Origin of the sequence: Pseudomonas sp. Pseu.R1 (genome assembly GCF_045764065.1) — a bacterium.
Lineage (GTDB): Bacteria > Pseudomonadota > Gammaproteobacteria > Pseudomonadales > Pseudomonadaceae > Aquipseudomonas.
This window is the reverse complement of record NZ_JBJGEE020000001.1, coordinates 2,668,193-2,686,179: the sequence shown is the minus strand read 5'-3', so window position 1 is coordinate 2,686,179 and position 17,987 is coordinate 2,668,193. Positions and strand designations below refer to the sequence as shown.

The 17,987-nt window shown below is 59.5% G+C and carries 22 protein-coding genes and 1 pseudogene; 11 read left to right on the top strand and 12 right to left on the bottom strand.

The window, feature by feature from the left end:
- Positions 1-3: 3 nt before the first annotated feature.
- From ACI5GA_RS12395 to ACI5GA_RS12385, 3 genes are all read right to left on the bottom strand, one after another.
- Entirely contained in the window at positions 4-942 is a 939-nt protein-coding gene (locus tag ACI5GA_RS12395) for a MerR family transcriptional regulator (protein WP_404633942.1), read from the bottom strand.
- 3 nt (positions 943-945) lie between these two features.
- Positions 946-1,926 carry a YbgA family protein gene (locus tag ACI5GA_RS12390; protein WP_404633940.1) on the bottom strand — a complete coding sequence of 327 codons (981 nt, stop codon included), beginning with the start codon at positions 1,924-1,926 and terminating at the stop codon, positions 946-948.
- 304 nt (positions 1,927-2,230) lie between these two features.
- On the bottom strand, positions 2,231-3,217 hold the full coding sequence (locus ACI5GA_RS12385; protein WP_421422894.1) for an NAD(P)/FAD-dependent oxidoreductase: 987 nt from the start codon (positions 3,215-3,217) through the stop codon (positions 2,231-2,233).
- A 309-nt stretch (positions 3,218-3,526) separates the two neighbouring features.
- Between ACI5GA_RS12385 and ACI5GA_RS12380 the strand changes: the two genes are divergently transcribed.
- Both ACI5GA_RS12380 and hemH read left to right on the top strand, forming a co-directional pair.
- Positions 3,527-4,429 carry a TIGR01777 family oxidoreductase gene (locus ACI5GA_RS12380; RefSeq protein ID WP_404633936.1) on the top strand — a complete coding sequence of 301 codons (903 nt, stop codon included), beginning with the start codon at positions 3,527-3,529 and terminating at the stop codon, positions 4,427-4,429.
- A 14-nt stretch (positions 4,430-4,443) separates the two neighbouring features.
- Positions 4,444-5,472, top strand: coding sequence for a ferrochelatase (gene hemH, locus ACI5GA_RS12375; RefSeq protein ID WP_404633934.1), 1,029 nt, complete (start codon positions 4,444-4,446; stop codon positions 5,470-5,472).
- A gap of 172 nt (positions 5,473-5,644) precedes the next feature.
- On the opposite strand, the gene ACI5GA_RS12370 is transcribed toward hemH, so the two are convergent.
- Positions 5,645-6,925 (bottom strand): uracil-xanthine permease family protein, encoded by a 1,281-nt coding sequence (locus ACI5GA_RS12370; RefSeq protein WP_421422893.1) that lies wholly within the window; start codon positions 6,923-6,925, stop codon positions 5,645-5,647.
- Positions 6,925-7,563: a uracil phosphoribosyltransferase gene (upp, locus tag ACI5GA_RS12365; protein ID WP_404633930.1), complete on the bottom strand. Its 639-nt coding sequence runs from the start codon at positions 7,561-7,563 to the stop codon at positions 6,925-6,927. Before upp ends, ACI5GA_RS12370 begins: the two co-directional genes overlap by 1 nt.
- A gap of 198 nt (positions 7,564-7,761) precedes the next feature.
- Here upp and ACI5GA_RS12360 point away from each other — a divergent pair, with 198 nt between their 5' ends.
- The 4 genes from ACI5GA_RS12360 (at position 7,762) to ACI5GA_RS12345 (ending at position 9,694) form a co-directional block, all read left to right on the top strand.
- Positions 7,762-8,319 (top strand): hypoxanthine-guanine phosphoribosyltransferase, encoded by a 558-nt coding sequence (locus ACI5GA_RS12360; RefSeq protein WP_404633928.1) that lies wholly within the window; start codon positions 7,762-7,764, stop codon positions 8,317-8,319.
- Positions 8,320-8,321: 2 nt separating this feature from the next.
- Positions 8,322-8,798, top strand: a complete 477-nt coding sequence (locus ACI5GA_RS12355) for a WbuC family cupin fold metalloprotein (protein WP_421422892.1) — start codon at positions 8,322-8,324, stop codon at positions 8,796-8,798.
- A 48-nt stretch (positions 8,799-8,846) separates the two neighbouring features.
- On the top strand, positions 8,847-9,338 hold the full coding sequence (locus ACI5GA_RS12350) for a hypothetical protein (protein WP_421422891.1): 492 nt from the start codon (positions 8,847-8,849) through the stop codon (positions 9,336-9,338).
- A 68-nt stretch (positions 9,339-9,406) separates the two neighbouring features.
- On the top strand, positions 9,407-9,694 hold the full coding sequence (locus ACI5GA_RS12345; RefSeq protein ID WP_404633924.1) for a PA4642 family protein: 288 nt from the start codon (positions 9,407-9,409) through the stop codon (positions 9,692-9,694).
- Positions 9,695-9,809: 115 nt separating this feature from the next.
- Here the strand turns inward: ACI5GA_RS12345 and mqo are convergent, their stop codons facing one another.
- From mqo to ACI5GA_RS12330, 3 genes are all read right to left on the bottom strand, one after another.
- Positions 9,810-11,315: a malate dehydrogenase (quinone) gene (mqo, locus tag ACI5GA_RS12340; protein ID WP_404633922.1), complete on the bottom strand. Its 1,506-nt coding sequence runs from the start codon at positions 11,313-11,315 to the stop codon at positions 9,810-9,812.
- Between the two features lie 51 nt (positions 11,316-11,366).
- Positions 11,367-11,552 (bottom strand): hypothetical protein, encoded by a 186-nt coding sequence (locus tag ACI5GA_RS12335; protein ID WP_421422890.1) that lies wholly within the window; start codon positions 11,550-11,552, stop codon positions 11,367-11,369.
- Positions 11,553-12,044: 492 nt separating this feature from the next.
- A complete protein-coding gene (locus ACI5GA_RS12330) occupies positions 12,045-12,278 on the bottom strand; it encodes a hypothetical protein (RefSeq protein WP_404633919.1) in 234 nt (77 codons plus the stop codon).
- Between the two features lie 224 nt (positions 12,279-12,502).
- On the opposite strand from ACI5GA_RS12330, the gene ACI5GA_RS12325 reads away from it, so the two are divergent.
- Complete coding sequence (locus ACI5GA_RS12325) at positions 12,503-13,084, top strand: YajG family lipoprotein (RefSeq protein ID WP_421422889.1); 582 nt, start codon at positions 12,503-12,505, stop codon at positions 13,082-13,084.
- A gap of 129 nt (positions 13,085-13,213) precedes the next feature.
- Here the strand turns inward: ACI5GA_RS12325 and ACI5GA_RS12320 are convergent, their stop codons facing one another.
- Positions 13,214-13,417, bottom strand: coding sequence for a hypothetical protein (locus tag ACI5GA_RS12320; RefSeq protein WP_421422888.1), 204 nt, complete (start codon positions 13,415-13,417; stop codon positions 13,214-13,216).
- 140 nt (positions 13,418-13,557) lie between these two features.
- Here ACI5GA_RS12320 and ACI5GA_RS12315 point away from each other — a divergent pair, with 140 nt between their 5' ends.
- Entirely contained in the window at positions 13,558-13,827 is a 270-nt protein-coding gene (locus tag ACI5GA_RS12315; RefSeq protein WP_404633913.1) for a hypothetical protein, read from the top strand.
- A gap of 164 nt (positions 13,828-13,991) precedes the next feature.
- On the opposite strand, the gene ACI5GA_RS12310 is transcribed toward ACI5GA_RS12315, so the two are convergent.
- A complete protein-coding gene (locus ACI5GA_RS12310; RefSeq protein ID WP_404633911.1) occupies positions 13,992-15,155 on the bottom strand; it encodes a 1-acyl-sn-glycerol-3-phosphate acyltransferase in 1,164 nt (387 codons plus the stop codon).
- Positions 15,156-15,278: 123 nt separating this feature from the next.
- On the opposite strand from ACI5GA_RS12310, the gene ACI5GA_RS12305 reads away from it, so the two are divergent.
- From ACI5GA_RS12305 to ACI5GA_RS12295, 3 genes are read left to right on the top strand one after another with little or no spacing between them, the layout of a single operon-like run.
- Positions 15,279-15,461 carry a CPXCG motif-containing cysteine-rich protein gene (locus ACI5GA_RS12305; RefSeq protein ID WP_421422887.1) on the top strand — a complete coding sequence of 61 codons (183 nt, stop codon included), beginning with the start codon at positions 15,279-15,281 and terminating at the stop codon, positions 15,459-15,461.
- The gene (locus ACI5GA_RS12300) at positions 15,461-15,721 is read left to right on the top strand and encodes a DUF2007 domain-containing protein (RefSeq protein ID WP_404634361.1); all 261 of its coding nucleotides are present in this window, start codon (positions 15,461-15,463) and stop codon (positions 15,719-15,721) included. Before ACI5GA_RS12305 ends, ACI5GA_RS12300 begins: the two co-directional genes overlap by 1 nt.
- Before the next feature lie 42 nt (positions 15,722-15,763).
- Positions 15,764-16,393: an SOS response-associated peptidase gene (locus ACI5GA_RS12295; protein ID WP_404633909.1), complete on the top strand. Its 630-nt coding sequence runs from the start codon at positions 15,764-15,766 to the stop codon at positions 16,391-16,393.
- Between the two features lie 158 nt (positions 16,394-16,551).
- Here ACI5GA_RS12295 and ACI5GA_RS12290 read toward each other — a convergent pair whose 3' ends face one another.
- On the bottom strand, positions 16,552-17,295 hold the full coding sequence (locus ACI5GA_RS12290) for a methyl-accepting chemotaxis protein (RefSeq protein WP_404634359.1): 744 nt from the start codon (positions 17,293-17,295) through the stop codon (positions 16,552-16,554).
- Positions 17,296-17,406: 111 nt separating this feature from the next.
- Positions 17,407-17,610, bottom strand: a pseudogene (locus ACI5GA_RS12285) (HAMP domain-containing protein); the annotation flags it as partial.
- Between the last annotated feature and the right edge of the window lie 377 nt (positions 17,611-17,987).

Sequence of the window (17,987 nt, the reverse complement as noted above, 5' to 3'; positions counted from 1 at the left end):
TCCTTAAATGAGGTCCAGACGCTGCAGCGCGGCGTGGGCGCTCAGCGGGTCGTCCGCGAGGGTCAGCCCGTTGATTTCCCTGACGCACTCGGCCCATTCGTCCGCATGAATTTGCACCGTCGGGCCGACGATCAGTTTCGGGCAGTCGATGTTGCTCAGCAGGCGCGGCAACGGGTTCAGGTTCAGCGATTTGCTGGAGTACAACAGCACGGCGCGGGGTTTAAGGTACTCACAGGCCAGGCCCAGTTCGCCGACCGGCAGGGGCCAGTCGAAGACTTCCACCGGGCAATCGGCGCTGCTGACCAGCCACGCGGTCAGCCACAGGTGCGGCTCCATGGGCGTATCGGACTGATTGACCAGCAACAGTGGCGCGCCGCTGACCTGACGGTTGTTGTGATACAGCCGCGCGCCGAATTTGCTGCGCAGCCATGAATAGAAGAACGTCCGCTCCAGTTGTGCGCCGAACTGCCCTTGCCAGCGCTGCTCCAGCTCACTGAGCAGAGGCAGCAGCAACTGCTCGCACAGCGTGCGCGGCGGGTAAAGCGACATGGCCTGATTGACGGTGTCGTCCAGCCGGCGTTCCGAGAGGCTGGTGATGGCTTGCAGCAGATTCTGACGCAGCGGTTCCCAGTCGCTTTCGACGCTGGGTGACGCGGCCTGTTGGTTGTCGATCAGTTGCTTGACCTGACTGACCGACACCCCGCGATTGAGCCAAGTGAGGATCGCCAACACTCGGTCGACGTGGGCGGTGCTGTACAGGCGATGCCCCTTGGGCGTGCGATGGGGCACGATCAGGCCGTAGCGACGCTCCCAGGCGCGCAGGGTCACAGCGTTCACGCCGGTCAGGCGGGCGACCTCACGAATCGGCAGCCAGCCATCTTCGAGGGCCTCGGCGTAGGCTTGCGGGTCGTCTTCCATTGGTTCGGTAGTGATGTCGTTCATGGTTCAAATGGCGTTGCGCAGGCTAAGGTTTTCCGGGTGCGGTTGCAGGTACACCTGGATGGCGATGTACGGGTCCGGGTGCTGTCGGAAATGGTGTTTGAGCAGGGTCAGCGGCACCACCAGCGGCACGATGCCTTGGCGGTACTGGTTGATAAGGCCCTGTATTTCCTGTTTGTCCGACGTGTTGAGCGTTTCGCGCAGGTAGCCGCACAAATGCTGCAACACGTTGGTGTGAGTGCGCCGGGTGGCAGGCTTCTTCAATGCGTTCATCAATGCACTGAAATAGCGGGGGGCGATCTCGGTTGGATCGCTGCGGCCCATATGACCGAGCAGGCTGCCCAGTGCCTTGTATTGCACGGGGTCGTTGGCCATCAGTTGGTATTTGTAGCGCGAGTGAAATTCAGTCAGCGCCCGTCGGCTGATCCCCTCTTTGAGCAAGTGCTGCCAGGCGGCGTAGGCAAACACGCGGGTGATGAAGTTTTCCCGCAGGACCGGATCATTCAGCCGGCCATCTTCCTCAACGGGCAGATCAGGGTGCCGGGCGCAGAAGGCCTGGGCGTAAACGCCACGACCGCCTTCATCGAACGGCGCGCCGTTGTCGCGATAAACCTTCACCCGCTCCAGGCCGCAGGACGGGGATTTTTGCATGAAGATGTAGCCACAGATGTCGTCCATGGCCTCGGCCATGTGCGCTCCGTAATCGGCCAATGGCTGCGTGACGTTCAGCTCTTCGTGGACGGTGCCGACGGCTTGGGGGTGTTTGGGGTCGCCTACCAGGCGGATCGTTTCGCGAGGAATTCCCAGGCCGATGGCCACTTCCGGGCAGGCCGGAACGAAATCGAAGTGCTCGTTGAGTGCGCGAGTCAGCAGATGCGACTCTTTGTGCCCACCGTTGTAGCGAACCTCAACGCCCATCAGGCACGCGCTAACGCCCAGCTTGGGCTTCGTTTTGGCTTCCGGTGGCTGATCCAGCGGCGTACGCATGGGTAAAACCTCGACGAGCTTCATGTACAACCCTTGGCGGTTGTACAACTTTTGCTCATCATAGGTTCTGAGTTGTACAAGTCAAACGGTTTGTACAACTTTAATGAACTGCGTCCTGCGAGATTCTATGTTGTCTGGTCAACTGCCTTCGCCACCAAGGCGGCTCCCACAATGACTGCGCTGGATCCAGGTCTTGTGTTCGACGCTGGACCTAGGGGAGCTGCCTTCGTCGCAACGTCTCCCGCATTAAGCTGACACCCACAACGCTCCGCCGCTCTATAGGTTTACGTCCGGGGCAGGCGATTTACTTCAAATGTTCAAGCAAACGACGCGCCGCTTCCTGGCCACTGAGCCAAGCGCCCTCGACGCGACCGGACAGGCACCAGTCACCACAGACATAAACGCCCAGATCAGGATCCGACAGCGCCCCCACTTCACGTCCCCCCGCAGGCCGTGCATACAACCAGCGGTGGGCGAGGGTGAAGGCGGGGGCGGGCATCGCGCAACTGATCATCTCGGCGAAGGCGCCGTGCAAGTGATCGATCACGTCTTCTTTGGACATGTCCAGATGTTGACGGCTCCATGCGCTGGTGGCGTGGAGCACCCACGTGTCCATCGTGCTGTCGCGGCCCGGTTTACTGCGGTTGCGCGCCAGCCAGTCGATGGGGCTGTCCTGCACGAAACAGCCCTCCATCGGCGTATCCAGCGGGGTTTCGAAGGCCATGGCGACGGCCCAGGTCGGCTCCATTTTCACACCGGCCACGACACTCGCCAGTTTTGGCGCGGCGGCCAACAATGTTGTCGCCTGAGGCGCGGGGATCGCAATCACCACCTGACTGAACGGCCCGTGGCTGCGGCCATCGGCGTCGAGCAGGTGCCAATGCTCTTCACCCCGGAAGACTTCATTGATACGGCAGGAAAACGTCACTGGTAGGTCGCCGAGCATCGCCCGGGTGATGGCGCTCATGCGCGGCTTGCCGACCCAGCGGACTTGCTCGTCGGGCGACAGACTCAACTGCCCGCCATGAAAGTTGTAGAGCACCGGTGCCCATTCAGCGACGAAGCCCTCGGCCTGCCATTGCTGAACGACGTTGGCGAATCGACGATCACGGGCGGTGAAATATTGTGCGCCCATGTCCAGCGAACCGGCATCGCTGCGCTTGCTGGACATGCGTCCGCCGCTGCCACGGCTCTTGTCGAAAAGGTGAATGCTGTGCCCGGCGGCGTGTAGCGCGCGGGCAGCTGAGAGTCCGGCAATGCCGGTACCGATGATTGCGATGGGTACAGTCATAGGAGCCTCGTTACCTTGTCTGCACAGACTACGCCGTCGTCAAAACCTGTACAATGCTGTTTTTCGGTATAACTTGTCGTCCTTCGACGCTCAGGACGCTGACCACCCCCGCTGTTGAGCGGGTCAATAGTGAGTCTGACGGTTCGCCAGAATCGTTCAACTGTGCGAACGGATGAGATCGAACGTATGGCGTTCGAGCGGCTCTCTATAACGTGGCCTAAGGTTTCACTGTTCGCTTCGTCTAAAGCACGTTGTGTGTAAAGAAATAGACTACCGATTTGCGATGAACGCCACGCGAGGATCACCGACATGCACATCTTGCTGACCGGCGGTACAGGCTTGATAGGTCGACGCCTGTGTCGACACTGGCGCGATCAAGGGCATCAGCTGATCGTACTGAGCCGCACGCCGGCTCAGGTCTCGCGTCTCTGTGGTTCTGGCGTGCGCGGTGTCGCGCATCTGGACGAAATCGGCAGCCAGCCGGTCGATGCCGTGATCAATCTGGCGGGCGCACCGATTGCCGACAGGCCCTGGACCCGCAAGCGCAAAATGTTGCTATGGGACAGCCGCATTACCCTCACCGAACAACTCCTGACCTGGCTTGAGCGACGCGAGCAGAAGCCGCGTGTGCTGATTTCCGGCTCTGCCGTTGGCTGGTACGGCGACGGGGGCGAGCGTGAGCTCGACGAGACGTCACAGCCAGTCAGCGAAGACTTCGCCAGCCGCTTGTGCATCGCTTGGGAAGAAACGGCGCAACGTGCGCAGACATTAGGCATTCGCGTCGTGTTGCTGCGCACCGGCCTTGTGCTCGCTCACGATGGCGGCATGATGCAGCGCTTGTTGCCGCCTTTCAAACTGGGCATGGGCGGCCCCATCGGCAATGGGCGCCAATGGATGCCTTGGGTTCATATCAACGACCAAATCGCGGCGATTGATTTTCTGTTGAACCGTGACGATGCCGAGGGTCCGTATAATGCCTGTGCGCCATCACCGGTTCGGAACCGCGAGTTTGCCAAGACGCTCGGCTCGATCCTGCACCGCCCGGCGTTCATGCCCATGCCAGCCCTCGCGCTGCGGCTGTTGATGGGCGAGTTGTCGATTCTGCTGTTGGGCGGCCAGCGCGCGCGTCCGACCCGGTTGCTGGACGCCGGATTCACTTTCCAATTCACCGATCTGCACGCGGCCCTGGAAAACATTACAGGCCGCCATTGACCTCAAGGTGCTGCATGACCGATCACGCGTTGCTGCTGGTAAACCTCGGTTCGCCAGCCTCCACCGAAGTTGCGGATGTCCGCCGCTACCTCAACCAGTTCCTGATGGACCCTTACGTTATCGATCTGCCCTGGCCGTTGCGCCGCCTGTTGGTCTCGTTGATCCTGATCAAGCGCCCGGAGCAGTCCGCCCACGCCTATGCGTCGATCTGGTGGGACGAAGGCTCGCCGCTGGTGGTGTTGAGCAAGCGTCTGCAACAGGCGATGACCCGGGAATGGACCCATGGACCGGTTGAACTGGCGATGCGTTATGGCGAACCTTCGATTGAGTCTGTATTGACCCGACTGGCCGCGCAGGGCATCAAGAAAATCACGTTGGCCCCCTTGTATCCACAATTCGCCGACAGCACCGTGACCACGGTCGTCGAAGAGGCCCGCCGCGTCATCCGCGAAAAGCAGCTGAAATTTGAGCTGGCGCTGCTGCCGCCGTTCTTCAATCAGCCGGAATACCTCGACGCGCTGGTGCAGAGCGTCAAACCGCATTTGGAGCAGGATTACGATCACCTGCTGTTGAGCTTCCACGGCCTGCCGGAGAGCCACATCAACAAGCTCGATCCGACTGGCAAACATCGCTTCGACAAAAACGGCAACTGCTGCGATCACTCGAATCCCGAAACCCTCGCGTTCTGTTACCGCGCGCAGTGCATGCATTCTTCGGCCGAGTTTGCCAGGTTGATGGGCATCCCGGAGGGCAAGTGGTCGGTGTCCTTCCAGTCGCGCTTGGGCCGCAACAAATGGATCGAACCCTATACGGAAGCGCATTTGGCGGAACTGGCAGAGCAGGGTGTGAAGAAGCTGCTGGTCATGTGCCCGGCGTTCGTCGCGGACTGCATCGAGACGCTGGAAGAGATTGGGGATCGTGGCGCGGAGCAGTTCAAAGAGGCGGGGGGCGAAGAGCTGATTTTGATCCCGTGCCTGAATGACGATCCGAACTGGGCGAAGGCGTTGAATGCCTTGTGTGAGCGTGCGCCTGCGATGGTTTGAGTCCTGCGCAAATCAGACCTGTGGGAGCGAATTCATTCGCGAAAAATGGTACAGCCGATGGAGATTTATCGGCTGTACAAACGTCGCGAATGAATCCAATCCCACAGGTGGATTGTTGTACGGGCACAAAAAAGGGGCTCATTGATGGCCCCCTTTTTTCGTAGCGGACTAACTACGGCAACTGATCATCCAGATGCTTGTTCTTCCAGCCATCATTGCCCGGCAGGATCAGGTTCAGCAGAATCGCGGTCACGGCGCACAGGGCGATGCCCTTCATCCCGAAGTCATTCGGGCCAGTGCCGGTGCCGATCAGCACGCCGCCGATACCAAATACCAGCGTCACCGAAACGATCACCAGGTTGCGCGCTTCGGCCAGATCCACTTTGTGACGGATCATGGTGTTCAAGCCCACTGCCGCAATAGACCCGAACAGCAGGCACAGAATCCCGCCCATCACTGGCACTGGAATGCTCTGCAACAGCGCGCCGAACTTGCCGATGAATGCTAGCGCGATGGCGAAGATCGCCGCCCAGGTCATGATTTTCGGGTTGTAGTTCTTGGTCAGCATCACCGCGCCAGTCACCTCGGCGTAGGTGGTGTTGGGTGGGCCGCCGAAGGCGCCTGCCACGGTGGTCGCGATGCCGTCGCCAAGCAGCGTGCGGTGCAAGCCAGGCTTCTTGAGATAGTCACGGCCCGTCACGCTGCCCACGGCAATCACGCCGCCGATGTGCTCGATGGCGGGGGCCAGCGCCACAGGGACGATGAACAGAATCGCTTGCCAGTTGAATTCCGGCGCCGTGAAGCGTGGCAGTTCCAGCCATGGCGCCGCAGCGATCTTGGCTACGTCGACCACGCCGAACCAGAACGACAATGCAAAACCCACCAACACGCCGGAGATGATTGGCACCAGGCGGAAAATGCCTTTGCCGAATACGGCCACGATCAGCGTCGTCAGCAGGGCCGCCATCGAGATGGTGATTGCCGTGTGGTACGGGATCAACTCTGCCGCGCCGTCACCGGTTTTGCCCATCGCCATGTTCGCGGCAATGGGCGCCATTGCCAGGCCGATGGAAATTACCACTGGGCCAATGACCACGGGTGGCAGCAGGCGGTCAATGAAACCGGTGCCTTTGATCTTCACGGCCAGGCCCAGGAAGGTGTAGACAAAGCCCGCTGCCATGACGCCGCCCATGGTCGCGGCCAGGCCGAACTGGCCCTTGGCGAGAATGATCGGGGTGATGAAGGCGAAGCTTGAAGCCAGAAAAACCGGCACCTGACGGCCTGTCACCACTTGAAAGCACAGCGTGCCCAGACCTGCGGTGAACAGCGCGACGTTGGGATCGAGCCCGGTGATCAGCGGCATCAGCACCAGCGCACCGAAGGCCACAAACAGCATTTGGGCGCCCGACAATACGGTGCGCCACAGTGGATCGTTGAACTCGTCCTGTTTCATCAGGCGTCCTTTTGCTTGGTGCCGAAAATCTTGTCACCGGCATCGCCCAGACCCGGAATGATGTAGCCGTGTTCGTTCAGGCGTTGATCGATGGACGCGGTGTAAATCTGTACGTCCGGGTGCGCTTTCTCGACGATGGCGATGCCTTCCGGCGCTGCCACCAGGACCATCGCGCGGATGTCGCGGCAGCCGGCTTTTTTAAGCAGATCGATCGTGGCGACCATCGAGCCACCGGTCGCGAGCATCGGGTCAATGATCAGCGCCAGACGTTGGTCGATTTCCGGTGCGAGCTTTTCCAGATAAGTGTGGGCTTCGAGGGTTTCTTCGTTGCGCGCCACACCCACGGCGCTGACCTTGGCGCCCGGAATCAGACTGAGCACGCCTTCGAGCATACCAATGCCTGCGCGCAGGATCGGCACGACAGTGATCTTCTTGCCAGCGATCTTCTCCACCTGAACCGTCCCGGCCCAACCCTGGATGTCGTAGGTTTCCAGCGGCAAATCCTTGGTCGCTTCGTAGGTCAACAGTGCGCCGACTTCCTGAGCCAGTTCACGAAAATTCTTGGTGCTGATATCGGCACGGCGCATGAGGCCGAGCTTGTGACGGATCAGCGGATGGCGGATCTCACGAATGGACATAAGGGGAAGGCTCCAGCGGGCGGGCAAAAAAAACGGCCTAGATTAATCTATTCAGCAGTAACTTGTCCTACAGGTTAAGTTCAGGTTTTTTACATTAATGGGACGCTGGTACAACGTTAGTCCAGAAACACTTGCTCTGACGATGACGGATGCGTACCTTTGCCCGCTTTTCTTGCCCAGCCCCCTTTGGAGAGCACCATGCCCGCTGATCTCGCACACATCCGTCAAGTCATGGACGAGGCTGACTGCCTGTACACGAATGAGGAAGTCGAGGCCTCCATCGCTCGTGTCGGCGAGCAGATCAACAGCGTGCTGGCCGACCGCAACCCGGTCGTATTCTGCGTGATGAACGGCGGCCTGATCTTTGCGGGCAAGCTGCTGACCCACTTGAACTTCCCGCTGGAAGCGTCCTACCTGCACGCCACCCGTTATCGCAACGAAACCAGCGGCGGCGAGCTGTTCTGGAAAGCCAAGCCGGAAGTCTCGTTCATCGACCGTGACGTGCTGATCATCGATGACATCCTGGACGAAGGGCACACCCTGGGCGCGATCATCGACTTCTGCAAACACGCAGGCGCCAGCGCCGTTCATACAGCCGTGCTGATCGACAAGGACCACAACCGCAAGGCCCGTCCTGACCTGAAGGCCGATTTCGTGGGGCTGCCGTGCATTGACCGCTACATCTTCGGTTACGGCATGGATTACAAAGGTTACTGGCGCAACGCCGCAGGTATCTACGCCGTTAAAGGAATGTGAGCATGAGCAGCCCGCGTTACATGGATCGATCATTATTCGAAAGCTTGGCGGCCAAGGCCGATGAAAGCCCGCGCGGGCGTGCACATCACAATTTCCATGAGATGGAAGAGCCTTGTCATCGCATGATGGTGGGGCTGCAACCCGACACCTATATTCCTCCTCATCGCCACCTGAGCGCCGACAAGGCGGAAGCGTTGCTGGTCCTCAAAGGCAAGCTTGGGCTGTTGCTGTTCAGCGACGAAGGCGTGTTGCTGGAGACTCGGTTGCTTCAAGCCGGTGGTGAGTGTGTGGGAGTCGATTTGCCCCCTGGCGTTTTCCATGGCCTGGTCGTCCTTGAACCGGATACGCTGATGTTCGAATGCAAGGCGGGGCCGTATCGACCGGTTAGCGAGGCTGAGCTTGCCAGTTGGGCGCCCCGCGAAGGGGAGCCCGGCGTGCCCGAGTATCAGGACTGGATGCGGGCGCAGTTCAGCCGCTGATCCCCTTCTGCATGCTAGAGTACTCCCCTGATTTTTCGGGGAGTTGCCATGCCATTGTCCTTGCGTTGTAGTGCCGTCGTATTGCTGTTGTCGAGCCTGTCGATGGCAGCTCCTGCCCTTGCTGAACCCATGCACGCCCAGTACCTGCCGCCCGACGAGATGTCGGTGCGCGAAGGTGAGCCCGAGCAGCAGCAACTGTTGCAGATTACCGAGTACGTCATCGTCGCGGGCAGCCAGCGTCAGTCCAATCAGCAACCCATCCCCGTCACATCGCCACTGACGCTGCGCCTGAAAGGTAAGCCGATGAACAAAGGCGCTACGATTGCCGAGGTGCTGATTCATTTCGACGGTGAAAGCAAAAGCCTAAAAAAGCCTGCATATGACGAGCCGAGCCGCACGCTGACGCTGTATTACCCGGCGAGCCAGTACCGCGTGCTGGTCGATTTGCTGCGCAACGAGAAGATGTACGTCCAGTTCCTCAGTTACGCCAATGGTCACGTCTGGGCCGACTTGCACACCGGCAGCGTACGCGCGCGTTGAGCCGGTGACCGAGCGAGGGGTAAACTGCCCGCCCCTGAAAATGTCCCGCAAGTCAGTTGGAGTCAGCAATGCGTAAAGATAAGAAGCAGGTGATTGGCGATGAAATCGGCGACGCCCAGATCAAATTGTTCCTGGATTTCGAACCAGCCGATGCCACTTCGCCCTCGCTGCACAAACTGATCAAGGCCTATCGCGGCCTGCGCATCGATGATTTCGAGCGTTTTCTGGGGTTCTTCAAGGAAGCGGGCTACGACCTCGATGGCAAGGACGAGCACGGCAATGACTTCGTTGCTCTGATCAAGGATCAGCGCAATGCCGAGGATTACATCGAGTTGATCGAAAAAGCGCGCGGCTGATTGCCAGCCTGCGTGGTGTCTGTTGGCGGCGCTGAACCGGCAACAGGCAAAACTGAAGACCCCGCTGCGTGGGCGGGGCCTTCAGTGATATCACTGATTCAAGGCAAGCCCTGAATCAAGCGAAGCTTGCCGCCGGGCTGTTGGAAACCAGTTCCAGGCTTGCGTCGCTCTGGGCGCTGATGCGTTGATACAACTGCGCATCGCTTTCCAAGGCCTTTTCACGTGCCGGGAAGATTTCGTTGAGCTTGGCGGCCCATTCGGTTTTGGCTTTCTCCGGGAAGCAGCGTTCGATCAGTTCCAGCATGATCGACACCGTCACCGAGGCGCCTGGCGAAGCACCCAGCAACGCTGCGAGGGAACCGTCCTTGGCCGAGACCAGTTCGGTACCGAATTGCAGAACGCCGCCTTTCTTCGGGTCTTTCTTGATGATCTGCACGCGCTGTCCGGCCACTTCAAGGCGCCAGTCTTCAGCTTTCGCTTCAGGGTAGAAACGACGCAGGGCTTCCAGACGCTGCTCCATCGACTGCCGCACTTCGCTGATCAGGTATTTGGTCAGGTCCATGTTGTCGCGGGCCACGGCCAGCATCGGGGCGATGTTGGCGGCGCGGATCGACAGTGGCAGGTCCATGATCGAACCGTGCTTGAGGAATTTGGTGGTAAAACCGGCGTATGGGCCGAACAGCAGGGAAGTCTTGCCGTCGACGACGCGGGTGTCCAGGTGCGGAACCGACATCGGTGGCGAACCCACGGCGGCCTGGCTGTAAACCTTGGCCTGGTGGTGCTTGACCACTTCAGGGTTGTCGCAACGCAGCCACTGGCCGCTCACCGGGAAGCCGCCGAAACCCTTGCCCTCTTCGATGCCGGACATCTGCAGCAGCGGCAATGCCGCGCCACCCGCGCCCAGGAACACGAATTTGGCGTCGATTTCGCGGGTGCCACCGCTGTTGACGTCCTTGATGGTGACGGTCCAGCCATCGCCTTTACGGCTCAGGTCGGTAACGCGCTTGCAATACTTGACCTGCGCATCGGGTGCAGCGGCCAGGTGTTTGAGCAACTGGTTGGTCAGGGCGCCGAAGTTGACGTCAGTGCCGTGCATGACACGGGTCGCCGCCAACTGTTGGTCTGCCGGACGGCCCGGCATCATCAGTGGCATCCACTCGGCCATTTTGGCCTTGTCTTCGGTGTATTCCATTGTCGAAAACGCATGGTGCTTGCGCAGCGCCTCATAGCGTTTCTTCAGGTAGGAAACACCTTTCTCGCCCTCGACGTAGCTCAGGTGCGGAACCGGTGTGATGAACGAGCGTGCAGAACCGAAGGTGCCTTTGCGAGCCAGATAGGCCCAGAACTGCTTCGAGACTTCGAACTGGGTGTTGATGTGAATCGCTTTCTTGGTGTCGATGGAGCCGTCAGCCGCTTGCGGTGTGTAGTTCAGCTCACACAGGCCTGCGTGGCCGGTACCGGCGTTGTTCCAGGGGTTGGAACTCTCTGCGGCACCTGAATCCATCAGCTCGACCACCTCGATCTTGAGGCTAGGGTCCAGTTCCTTGAGCAGTACCGCCAGGGTGGCACTCATGATGCCTGCCCCGACCAGTACCACATCGACTGCTTCGTTATGCGCCATTAACGCGTCTCCAAAATCTGCAGCACCAAATTGACGGCATGGCTCCCGAGGTCAGTTGCCGAGGGCGGGCGGCGCGTATTCGCGCAGTGCCTCAAGCCTGTCGGCCGGGAGATCCATGTCCGGTTCTTCGCCATTTTTTGCATCTTCAGCGGACGCTACTGGTAGGGCCTGGTTGATGCTTTTATTAAGAAGCATGAACGCATTTTTCGGCCCGAACAGCCATTCGACTATCGTCAAGACGTCCGGTCATGCAAGCAAATCAGTCGTGAACGGCTTCAGGCTCCGGTTGTGGAGACTGCCAGGCAGTCAGTCCTGTGCGATGGGGCTGGGTCAGACGCTAATGGTGCATTTACAAACGCGTAACTGTTCATTTGCTCGCCACACTCTTGTGAAGTTGTGAAAACCCGTTTTTTTCACGCTCTTTTGGAGACGCGAACCTCAAAAAAGGCCTGCGCGCTGGCAGGGCCTGCAGATCAGGTTCCAACACAGTGTGGGCATTGGTCAGCGCGAAAGGTTCGAATGAATCGAGTTATTCACGCGGGCAAGGCGGCACGCCGGGCTGCACATGTCTGTGTGGAAGGCTCTCTGTGGGCGGAACGAAGGAGCTGACAACAGGTATCAGCGATGCTGCGAGGCCCGATCAGGAGACGTCCTTATAATCGGGGGGAGATTATAGCGATGAAACGCGCAGAATTGATCCAGAAAAAATGACTTTTATTCGCCGTTCGGTCAGATGCTGAGCAATTGTCGGGCGGTAATCGCACGTGCGCGCGAAGCGACACGGGCGCTTGCAGGCAGGGGACGTTGCAGCCAGCACAGCTTGGGTTCGGTGATTTCCACCCAGTCATGGCCCTGTGGCGGCAGTGCACAGTGCTTGAACGACAAACAGACTCCGTGTTGATCCAGGCGAGCGTAGTGACGATGACGGCTTTTCGGGAAAAACAACGACCAGAGAAAGTCCATGACGGGGACTCCGTGTTGGGTAGTTGTTAAAAGTATGTCGTGGGCCGATGACATGGCGATGACGCTGGTATTGCTTGATGATGTCCGAGTGTCGCGAGATGTTGGGATGCGCATGCGCGGGAACCGCGACAGTGGCACTTTGTCGTATCTTTACGCTAGTGAGTGAGCTTGTGAGGTCGCTATACTGCCGCACAATTTGTGCCTTGGCCCATGGAGAAATGAGCATGTTGCGTCGTGTTTTGTTCGGTTTGCTTGCCGTCGGCAGTCTGGCGCTGGTGGGGTGTGCCCACAGCCCGCAGACACTCAACCCGCAACCGAAGTTGACCAGCCAACTCGCGCCTGTCGGGCACGGTCAGCAGGTCGTGGTTCGTGTGGTCGATGGTCGCCAGTCGCAGACCCTTGGTACCCGTGGCGGTCTGTATCCGGAAACCAGCTCGATTACAGTGAGCGGTCAGCAACTGGTACCACAAATCCAGGCTCAGGCCGAAGCCGCTGTTCGTCTGTTGGGCTTCACCCCGGTTCAGGGTGGCAATGGTCCTCAATTGACCATCACGTTGGCCGATCTGAAGTATCAGTCGCCAAAAGAAGGCTTGTACGTGACCGAGGCAAACATCAGCTCGACCTTCCGCGCTGACGTGCAGAACAACGGCCGCAGCTACAACGGTCGTTATGCCGCTTCGCTGGATCAGCGTTTTGGCATGGCGCCGAACGAAGAGACCAACACCAAGCTGATCGGCGACGTGTTGAGTGATGCGCTGACCCGTCTGTTCCAGGATCAGACGATTGGTCAGATGCTGAGCCAGTAACGGCATCAAGCGTCAACGAAAAGCCCCGGTATAGCGAGATGCCGGGGCTTTTTCATGAGCGTTCATTTCTAGGGCTGAACACACATTCCCACAGGGTGAGTCGCCGATTGTCCAGGCGCGTTTTTAGCCTTATGCCGCCTGATAGAAATCCAGAAAGCTGAACCCTGTGACCAGATCTGCCTCGGGCAAATCATGGTGTTGATGCCCACCCAGCGCGCAATACACCAGCCAGTGGCGATCCTGGACGTTGAAAGCCAGGCCGTCGATCAAGGCTTGCTGCTCTTCGCTCGGCGCAATGAGATAGAGGCGGTCCTGATTGTAGGCGTGCAGCATGACGGGCTCCGTGTCCTGTAGGGGGCGTTCGGGGGCCTACACAGTGACCGGTTCAGGTGACGTTAAGGTGACAGGCGATACCGTATTCGGCAGATCCCACCGAATCTTCGGCGCCTTCTATCCGGCGCCATCGAGGCCCCATGTCGCTCTTCCAGCACTCCCCCGGGATGGTCATCAATCTACTGGCGCTGGCAGCGGCAGGCCCTGGCATCTGGTTGCTGCACACTACGCGTGTCCGGGAGCAGCGCGAAACCGCGCATTTGAATAACCTTACCGAACAGGCGCCGATTGATGAGCCTATGCACCTGATGGACGTGCCGACTTTGCGTATGATTCGCCAGAGCTACCGGATTGGAGCGGGGTGTCTGGCGTTTGCGCTGGTGTTGTCGTGGGTGAGTACCAAAATCTGACTGATGCTGAGGGCTGTGGGAGCCGGCTTGCTGGCGAATGCGGTATGTCTACTCCCTCAGGCGACTGACACACCACTTTCGCCAGCAGGCCGGCTCCCACAGGATTGGGTGGCAGGCAATAAAAAACGGCGCCTGATTGTGCGCCGTTTTTCATGATGTGGTCTTTACAACGGCAACCCTGCCTTGACCCGGTACTGGTTGCGCACCGGCGTCGCGTATTGCAACACCAGATAAGGCCGGTGCTCTTCAGGGCAGCCGTCCAGACGACGTTGCCACTCTTCCTTCGCCCGCGCCAGTTCGTCTGCCGGGAACACCTCAGCAGCGCTTGGTACGTTCAGGCCAGGATCAGCATCGGCCCACTGCGCGTACGCCAGGTAATGCACCGGGAACAGGCGGTAGCCACCGAGAATTTGCTTGTCCATTTCAGCAGCCAATTGCTTGGTGTCTTCATAGGCTTCTGTGATCGGCGGTGCGAAATTGACGTGCACGCGGCCTTTATAGCCAGTGATGCCTAGCGCGATGCTGACATCGTCCTCACCCGGCGCCTTGGTGTAGCTGCCGGTGGTGGCGCGGATGTACAGCTCGCGAGCCTTGGCGTGGTCGCAGGGGTCGTATTCATAGCTGATCGAGACGGGCGTCAGGTTCAGCGACTGAATGACCTCGCCGAACGGCTCGTCCTTGCGGCTCATGTGGAACATTTTGAGGATCGCCGACTCAGTGCGATCGTCGCCGTCTTTGGCGCGACCTTCGGCCTGAGCGATCCAGATCGAGGCGCAGTCGTGGCGGATCGAGTGGTTGATGTACGCCGACAGCAACTGATACGCCGCCATTTTCTCGCGACGCCCGGTAATGGAACGGTGCACGATGAAGCTCTTGTTCAGACGCATCAGGTCGCTGACGAAAGGCTTTTGCAGCAGGTTGTCGCCGATGGCGATGCGCGGCGTCGGTAGGCCTGCGTGGTACACGGCGTAGTTCACGAACGCCGGGTCCATCACGATGTCGCGGTGGTTGGCGAGAAACAGGTACGCCACGCCGGACTTGAACTGCTCGACGCCAGTGTAGGTCACACCATCGGTGGCGCGCTCGATGGTATGGTCGACGTAATGTTCGACCTTGTCCTGCAGGGCCGCAACGGACTCGATACCGGCAAACTGGCGACGCAGTTTACGGGCGATGGCCGGTTGCAGGATCCAGCCGAGGGAGCCGGCCAGACGCGGAAAACGGAAATGCGTGAGGATTGCGAGGAACGCCTTGTCACCCAGCAGCCGGTTGAGTACGGCTTTTACTTCGGTGTCGTCGTACGGTCGGATGGCATCGAATTCGCCCATCATGCTCTCTTGTTGGAAACGGCTAGGGTAAATAAGGATTGGCCAGGCTTGTAGATACGAAATGGAAGGCCTGGCCGGCAAACAAGTCGGCGATTATACGCAAATCTGGGCGCGGAGACTGTGATGCAGGAAATACAGGATTATGACTGCCCGTATTGTGGCGAGCCGGTGGAGGCAATGCTGGACCTGTCCGGCGGCGATCAGACGTACATCGAAGATTGCCCGGTCTGTTGTCGCCCGATCATTTTCAGCCTGCATACCGATGGTGAGGACTGGACCCTGGACGTGCGTAGCGAGAACGAATGATGCGCAAAATCTACGAGCCGGAAAACATGATGGAAGGTGAGCTGCTGCAATCGATGCTCGCCAGTGAAGGTATCGAGGCGCACATCACCGGGCGCCATTTGCTCGGCGGAATTGGCGAGTTGCCGGTGTTCGGCTTGTTGGGGCTGGCGGTGGAGGATGATCAGGCCGAGCGGGCGCGGCGCTTGATCACTGAGTACAATGACGCGTTTCCGCTGTCTGGCGAAGAACCTGACAGTTACCCCGATGTGTTGTTGTGCTGAGGTCGGCACCGTCACTTTCTAAAGAAGAGTTACCTAAAACCCATGTGTGGACGTTATGCCCTGTTTCGCTGGACGCCTGCTTTCGCGGCCTTGCCGGGCTTTCCGGCAGACCAGCAGGCGCAGTGGAACATCTCCCCCAATGACACGGTGTTGATCCTGCGTGCCGCGCAAGACGAGCAAGGCGGACGAACGCTGGCGCGCGCTCGGTGGGGGCTGACTCCGCCGTGGCTCACCGACATGTCCCGCACCCCGGCCCATGCGCGGGCGGAAACTTTGGCTGAGCAGCCGATGTTTCGTCAGGCGTTTCGCGAGCGTCGCTGTTTGTTACCGGCCAACGGCTTTTACGAATGGCGTGGCACGGTGCGCAAACGGCCATTTTGGTTGACGCCGGGGGAGGGCTCGGCGCTGTTCTTTGCGGCGATCTGGGAAGCGTATCCGGTGGATGGCCACGACTGGTTGAGCGTGGCGGTGGTGACACAATCGGCGATGAACCAGCGCAGGCCGTTGATTCTCGACGCAGAAGGGCAGGCTGCCTGGCTTGATCCGGAGAGTTCGCTGGCGACCCTGCAATCCCTGCTCGCTGCGCCGCAGATGCAACTGCGTGAGCGGCCGTTGGCGAACATGGTGAATGATCCGAAGCTTAATGCGCCGGAGTGTCTGACGCCGCTTTAAACATTTCGAAGATCCCCTGGGGGGCGCGATTGATCGTTCCCACGCTCCGCGTGGTAACGCCGCCCAGGACGCTCTGCGTCCGTTGCTGGTGTGACGCGGAGCGTCATGGGATGCATGCCCACGCAGAGCGTGGGCACGATCAACGGGGGATGTGGCTTTTAGACCCTGAACTGATTAATCAACCGGCGCTGCTGTTCTGCCAGTTTGGTCAGCTCGGCGCTCGCTTGACTCGACTCATCCGCCCCACCCGCCACTTCGTTGGCCACTTGACCGATGTTGATCACGTTGCGGTTGATGTCGTCCGCCACGGCGCTTTGTTCCTCGGCGGCGCTGGCGATCTGGGTGTTCATGTCGTTGATCACCGACACGGCCTGGGTGATGCTCTCCAGTGCCTGCGCCGCTTCGGCGGCATGGCCCACACTTTCATCGGTCTTGTTCTGGCTGTCTTCCATGACCTTCACCACTTGCCGCGTGCCGGTTTGCAAGGCCTGGATCATGGTCTGGATTTCTTCGGTGGCCTGCTGGGTCTTTTGCGCCAGATTGCGCACTTCATCAGCGACCACCGCAAAGCCCCGACCCTGTTCGCCCGCGCGCGCTGCCTCGATCGCTGCGTTGAGGGCCAGCAGGTTGGTCTGCTCGGCAATTCCGCGAATGGCGGTCAGAATCGCGTTGATGTTCTCGCTATCCTTGGCCAATGTCTGAACCACTTCCACAGCCCGGCCGATTTCCACCGCCAGTTCGCTGATGGAGTTCGAGGTGTTGTGCACGATGCGCATGCCCTGATTAGCGGCGTCGTCCGCATGATTCGCGGCTTGTGCGGCCTGGGTGGCGTTGCGCGCCACGTCTTGGGCAGTAGCGGTCATTTCATGTACGGCAGTGGCAACCAGATCGATCTCGGCCATCTGTTTGTGAACGCCTTTGTTGGTGCGGATGGCAATATCGGCAGTGTGCTCGGACGAATCGCTCACCTTCTGCACCGATGTCACCACCTGGCTGATCATCGCCTGCAATTTGCCGAGGAAGGTGTTGAAGCCCGACGCAATGGAGCCCAGTTCGTCGGCACGGTCGCTGGTCAGGCGACGAGTGAGGTCGCCTTCGCCCTTGGCAATGTCGTCAAGCATGGCGACCATTTGTTTCAGCGGACGCGCGATGCCACGTCCCACGAACCAGACGATCAGCAAGCCCAGCGCCGCAATCAGCAGGCCGACGACGGTCATGCCGAAAATATCGGTGTCGCGTTGATGGGCCAGGTCGCTCTGCAATTTTTGCAGGTCGGCCATGACCGCGCTGACCGGCATGCGGATCATCAGCGTCCAGCGTGCGTCGGTGTTGCCGATACCAAACGGCAGGTACAACTCGATGTGGCCGTGCTCTTTATCGATGTCGTAACGCACTTCGCCTTTGACGATGTTGTTCAGGTTGGCGACTTCGTTGGCGTCGAGGATGTCGCTGGCTTTCTCGCCGAGTTTGCTGGTGTCCTTGGTGTAGGCAACCAGCCGCCCGTTGGTGGCGATCAGGGCCAGATCGCCCGCGCCGTCATACAGCTTTTTATCCGCGCCTTCGAGCATGTCCTGAATGAAGTTCACCGACAGGT

Coding starts and splice junctions, on each gene's coding strand:
- ACI5GA_RS12395 (WP_404633942.1), bottom strand. CDS start 942: ATGAACGACATCACTACCGAACCAATGGAAGACGACCCGCAAGCCTAC.
- ACI5GA_RS12390 (WP_404633940.1), bottom strand. CDS start 1,926: ATGCGTACGCCGCTGGATCAGCCACCGGAAGCCAAAACGAAGCCCAAG.
- ACI5GA_RS12385 (WP_421422894.1), bottom strand. CDS start 3,217: ATGACTGTACCCATCGCAATCATCGGTACCGGCATTGCCGGACTCTCA.
- ACI5GA_RS12380 (WP_404633936.1), top strand. CDS start 3,527: ATGCACATCTTGCTGACCGGCGGTACAGGCTTGATAGGTCGACGCCTG.
- hemH (WP_404633934.1), top strand. CDS start 4,444: ATGACCGATCACGCGTTGCTGCTGGTAAACCTCGGTTCGCCAGCCTCC.
- ACI5GA_RS12370 (WP_421422893.1), bottom strand. CDS start 6,925: ATGAAACAGGACGAGTTCAACGATCCACTGTGGCGCACCGTATTGTCG.
- upp (WP_404633930.1), bottom strand. CDS start 7,563: ATGTCCATTCGTGAGATCCGCCATCCGCTGATCCGTCACAAGCTCGGC.
- ACI5GA_RS12360 (WP_404633928.1), top strand. CDS start 7,762: ATGCCCGCTGATCTCGCACACATCCGTCAAGTCATGGACGAGGCTGAC.
- ACI5GA_RS12355 (WP_421422892.1), top strand. CDS start 8,322: ATGAGCAGCCCGCGTTACATGGATCGATCATTATTCGAAAGCTTGGCG.
- ACI5GA_RS12350 (WP_421422891.1), top strand. CDS start 8,847: ATGCCATTGTCCTTGCGTTGTAGTGCCGTCGTATTGCTGTTGTCGAGC.
- ACI5GA_RS12345 (WP_404633924.1), top strand. CDS start 9,407: ATGCGTAAAGATAAGAAGCAGGTGATTGGCGATGAAATCGGCGACGCC.
- mqo (WP_404633922.1), bottom strand. CDS start 11,315: ATGGCGCATAACGAAGCAGTCGATGTGGTACTGGTCGGGGCAGGCATC.
- ACI5GA_RS12330 (WP_404633919.1), bottom strand. CDS start 12,278: ATGGACTTTCTCTGGTCGTTGTTTTTCCCGAAAAGCCGTCATCGTCAC.
- ACI5GA_RS12325 (WP_421422889.1), top strand. CDS start 12,503: ATGTTGCGTCGTGTTTTGTTCGGTTTGCTTGCCGTCGGCAGTCTGGCG.
- ACI5GA_RS12320 (WP_421422888.1), bottom strand. CDS start 13,417: ATGCTGCACGCCTACAATCAGGACCGCCTCTATCTCATTGCGCCGAGC.
- ACI5GA_RS12315 (WP_404633913.1), top strand. CDS start 13,558: ATGTCGCTCTTCCAGCACTCCCCCGGGATGGTCATCAATCTACTGGCG.
- ACI5GA_RS12310 (WP_404633911.1), bottom strand. CDS start 15,155: ATGGGCGAATTCGATGCCATCCGACCGTACGACGACACCGAAGTAAAA.
- ACI5GA_RS12305 (WP_421422887.1), top strand. CDS start 15,279: ATGCAGGAAATACAGGATTATGACTGCCCGTATTGTGGCGAGCCGGTG.
- ACI5GA_RS12300 (WP_404634361.1), top strand. CDS start 15,461: ATGCGCAAAATCTACGAGCCGGAAAACATGATGGAAGGTGAGCTGCTG.
- ACI5GA_RS12295 (WP_404633909.1), top strand. CDS start 15,764: ATGTGTGGACGTTATGCCCTGTTTCGCTGGACGCCTGCTTTCGCGGCC.
- ACI5GA_RS12290 (WP_404634359.1), bottom strand. CDS start 17,295: ATGGCCGAGATCGATCTGGTTGCCACTGCCGTACATGAAATGACCGCT.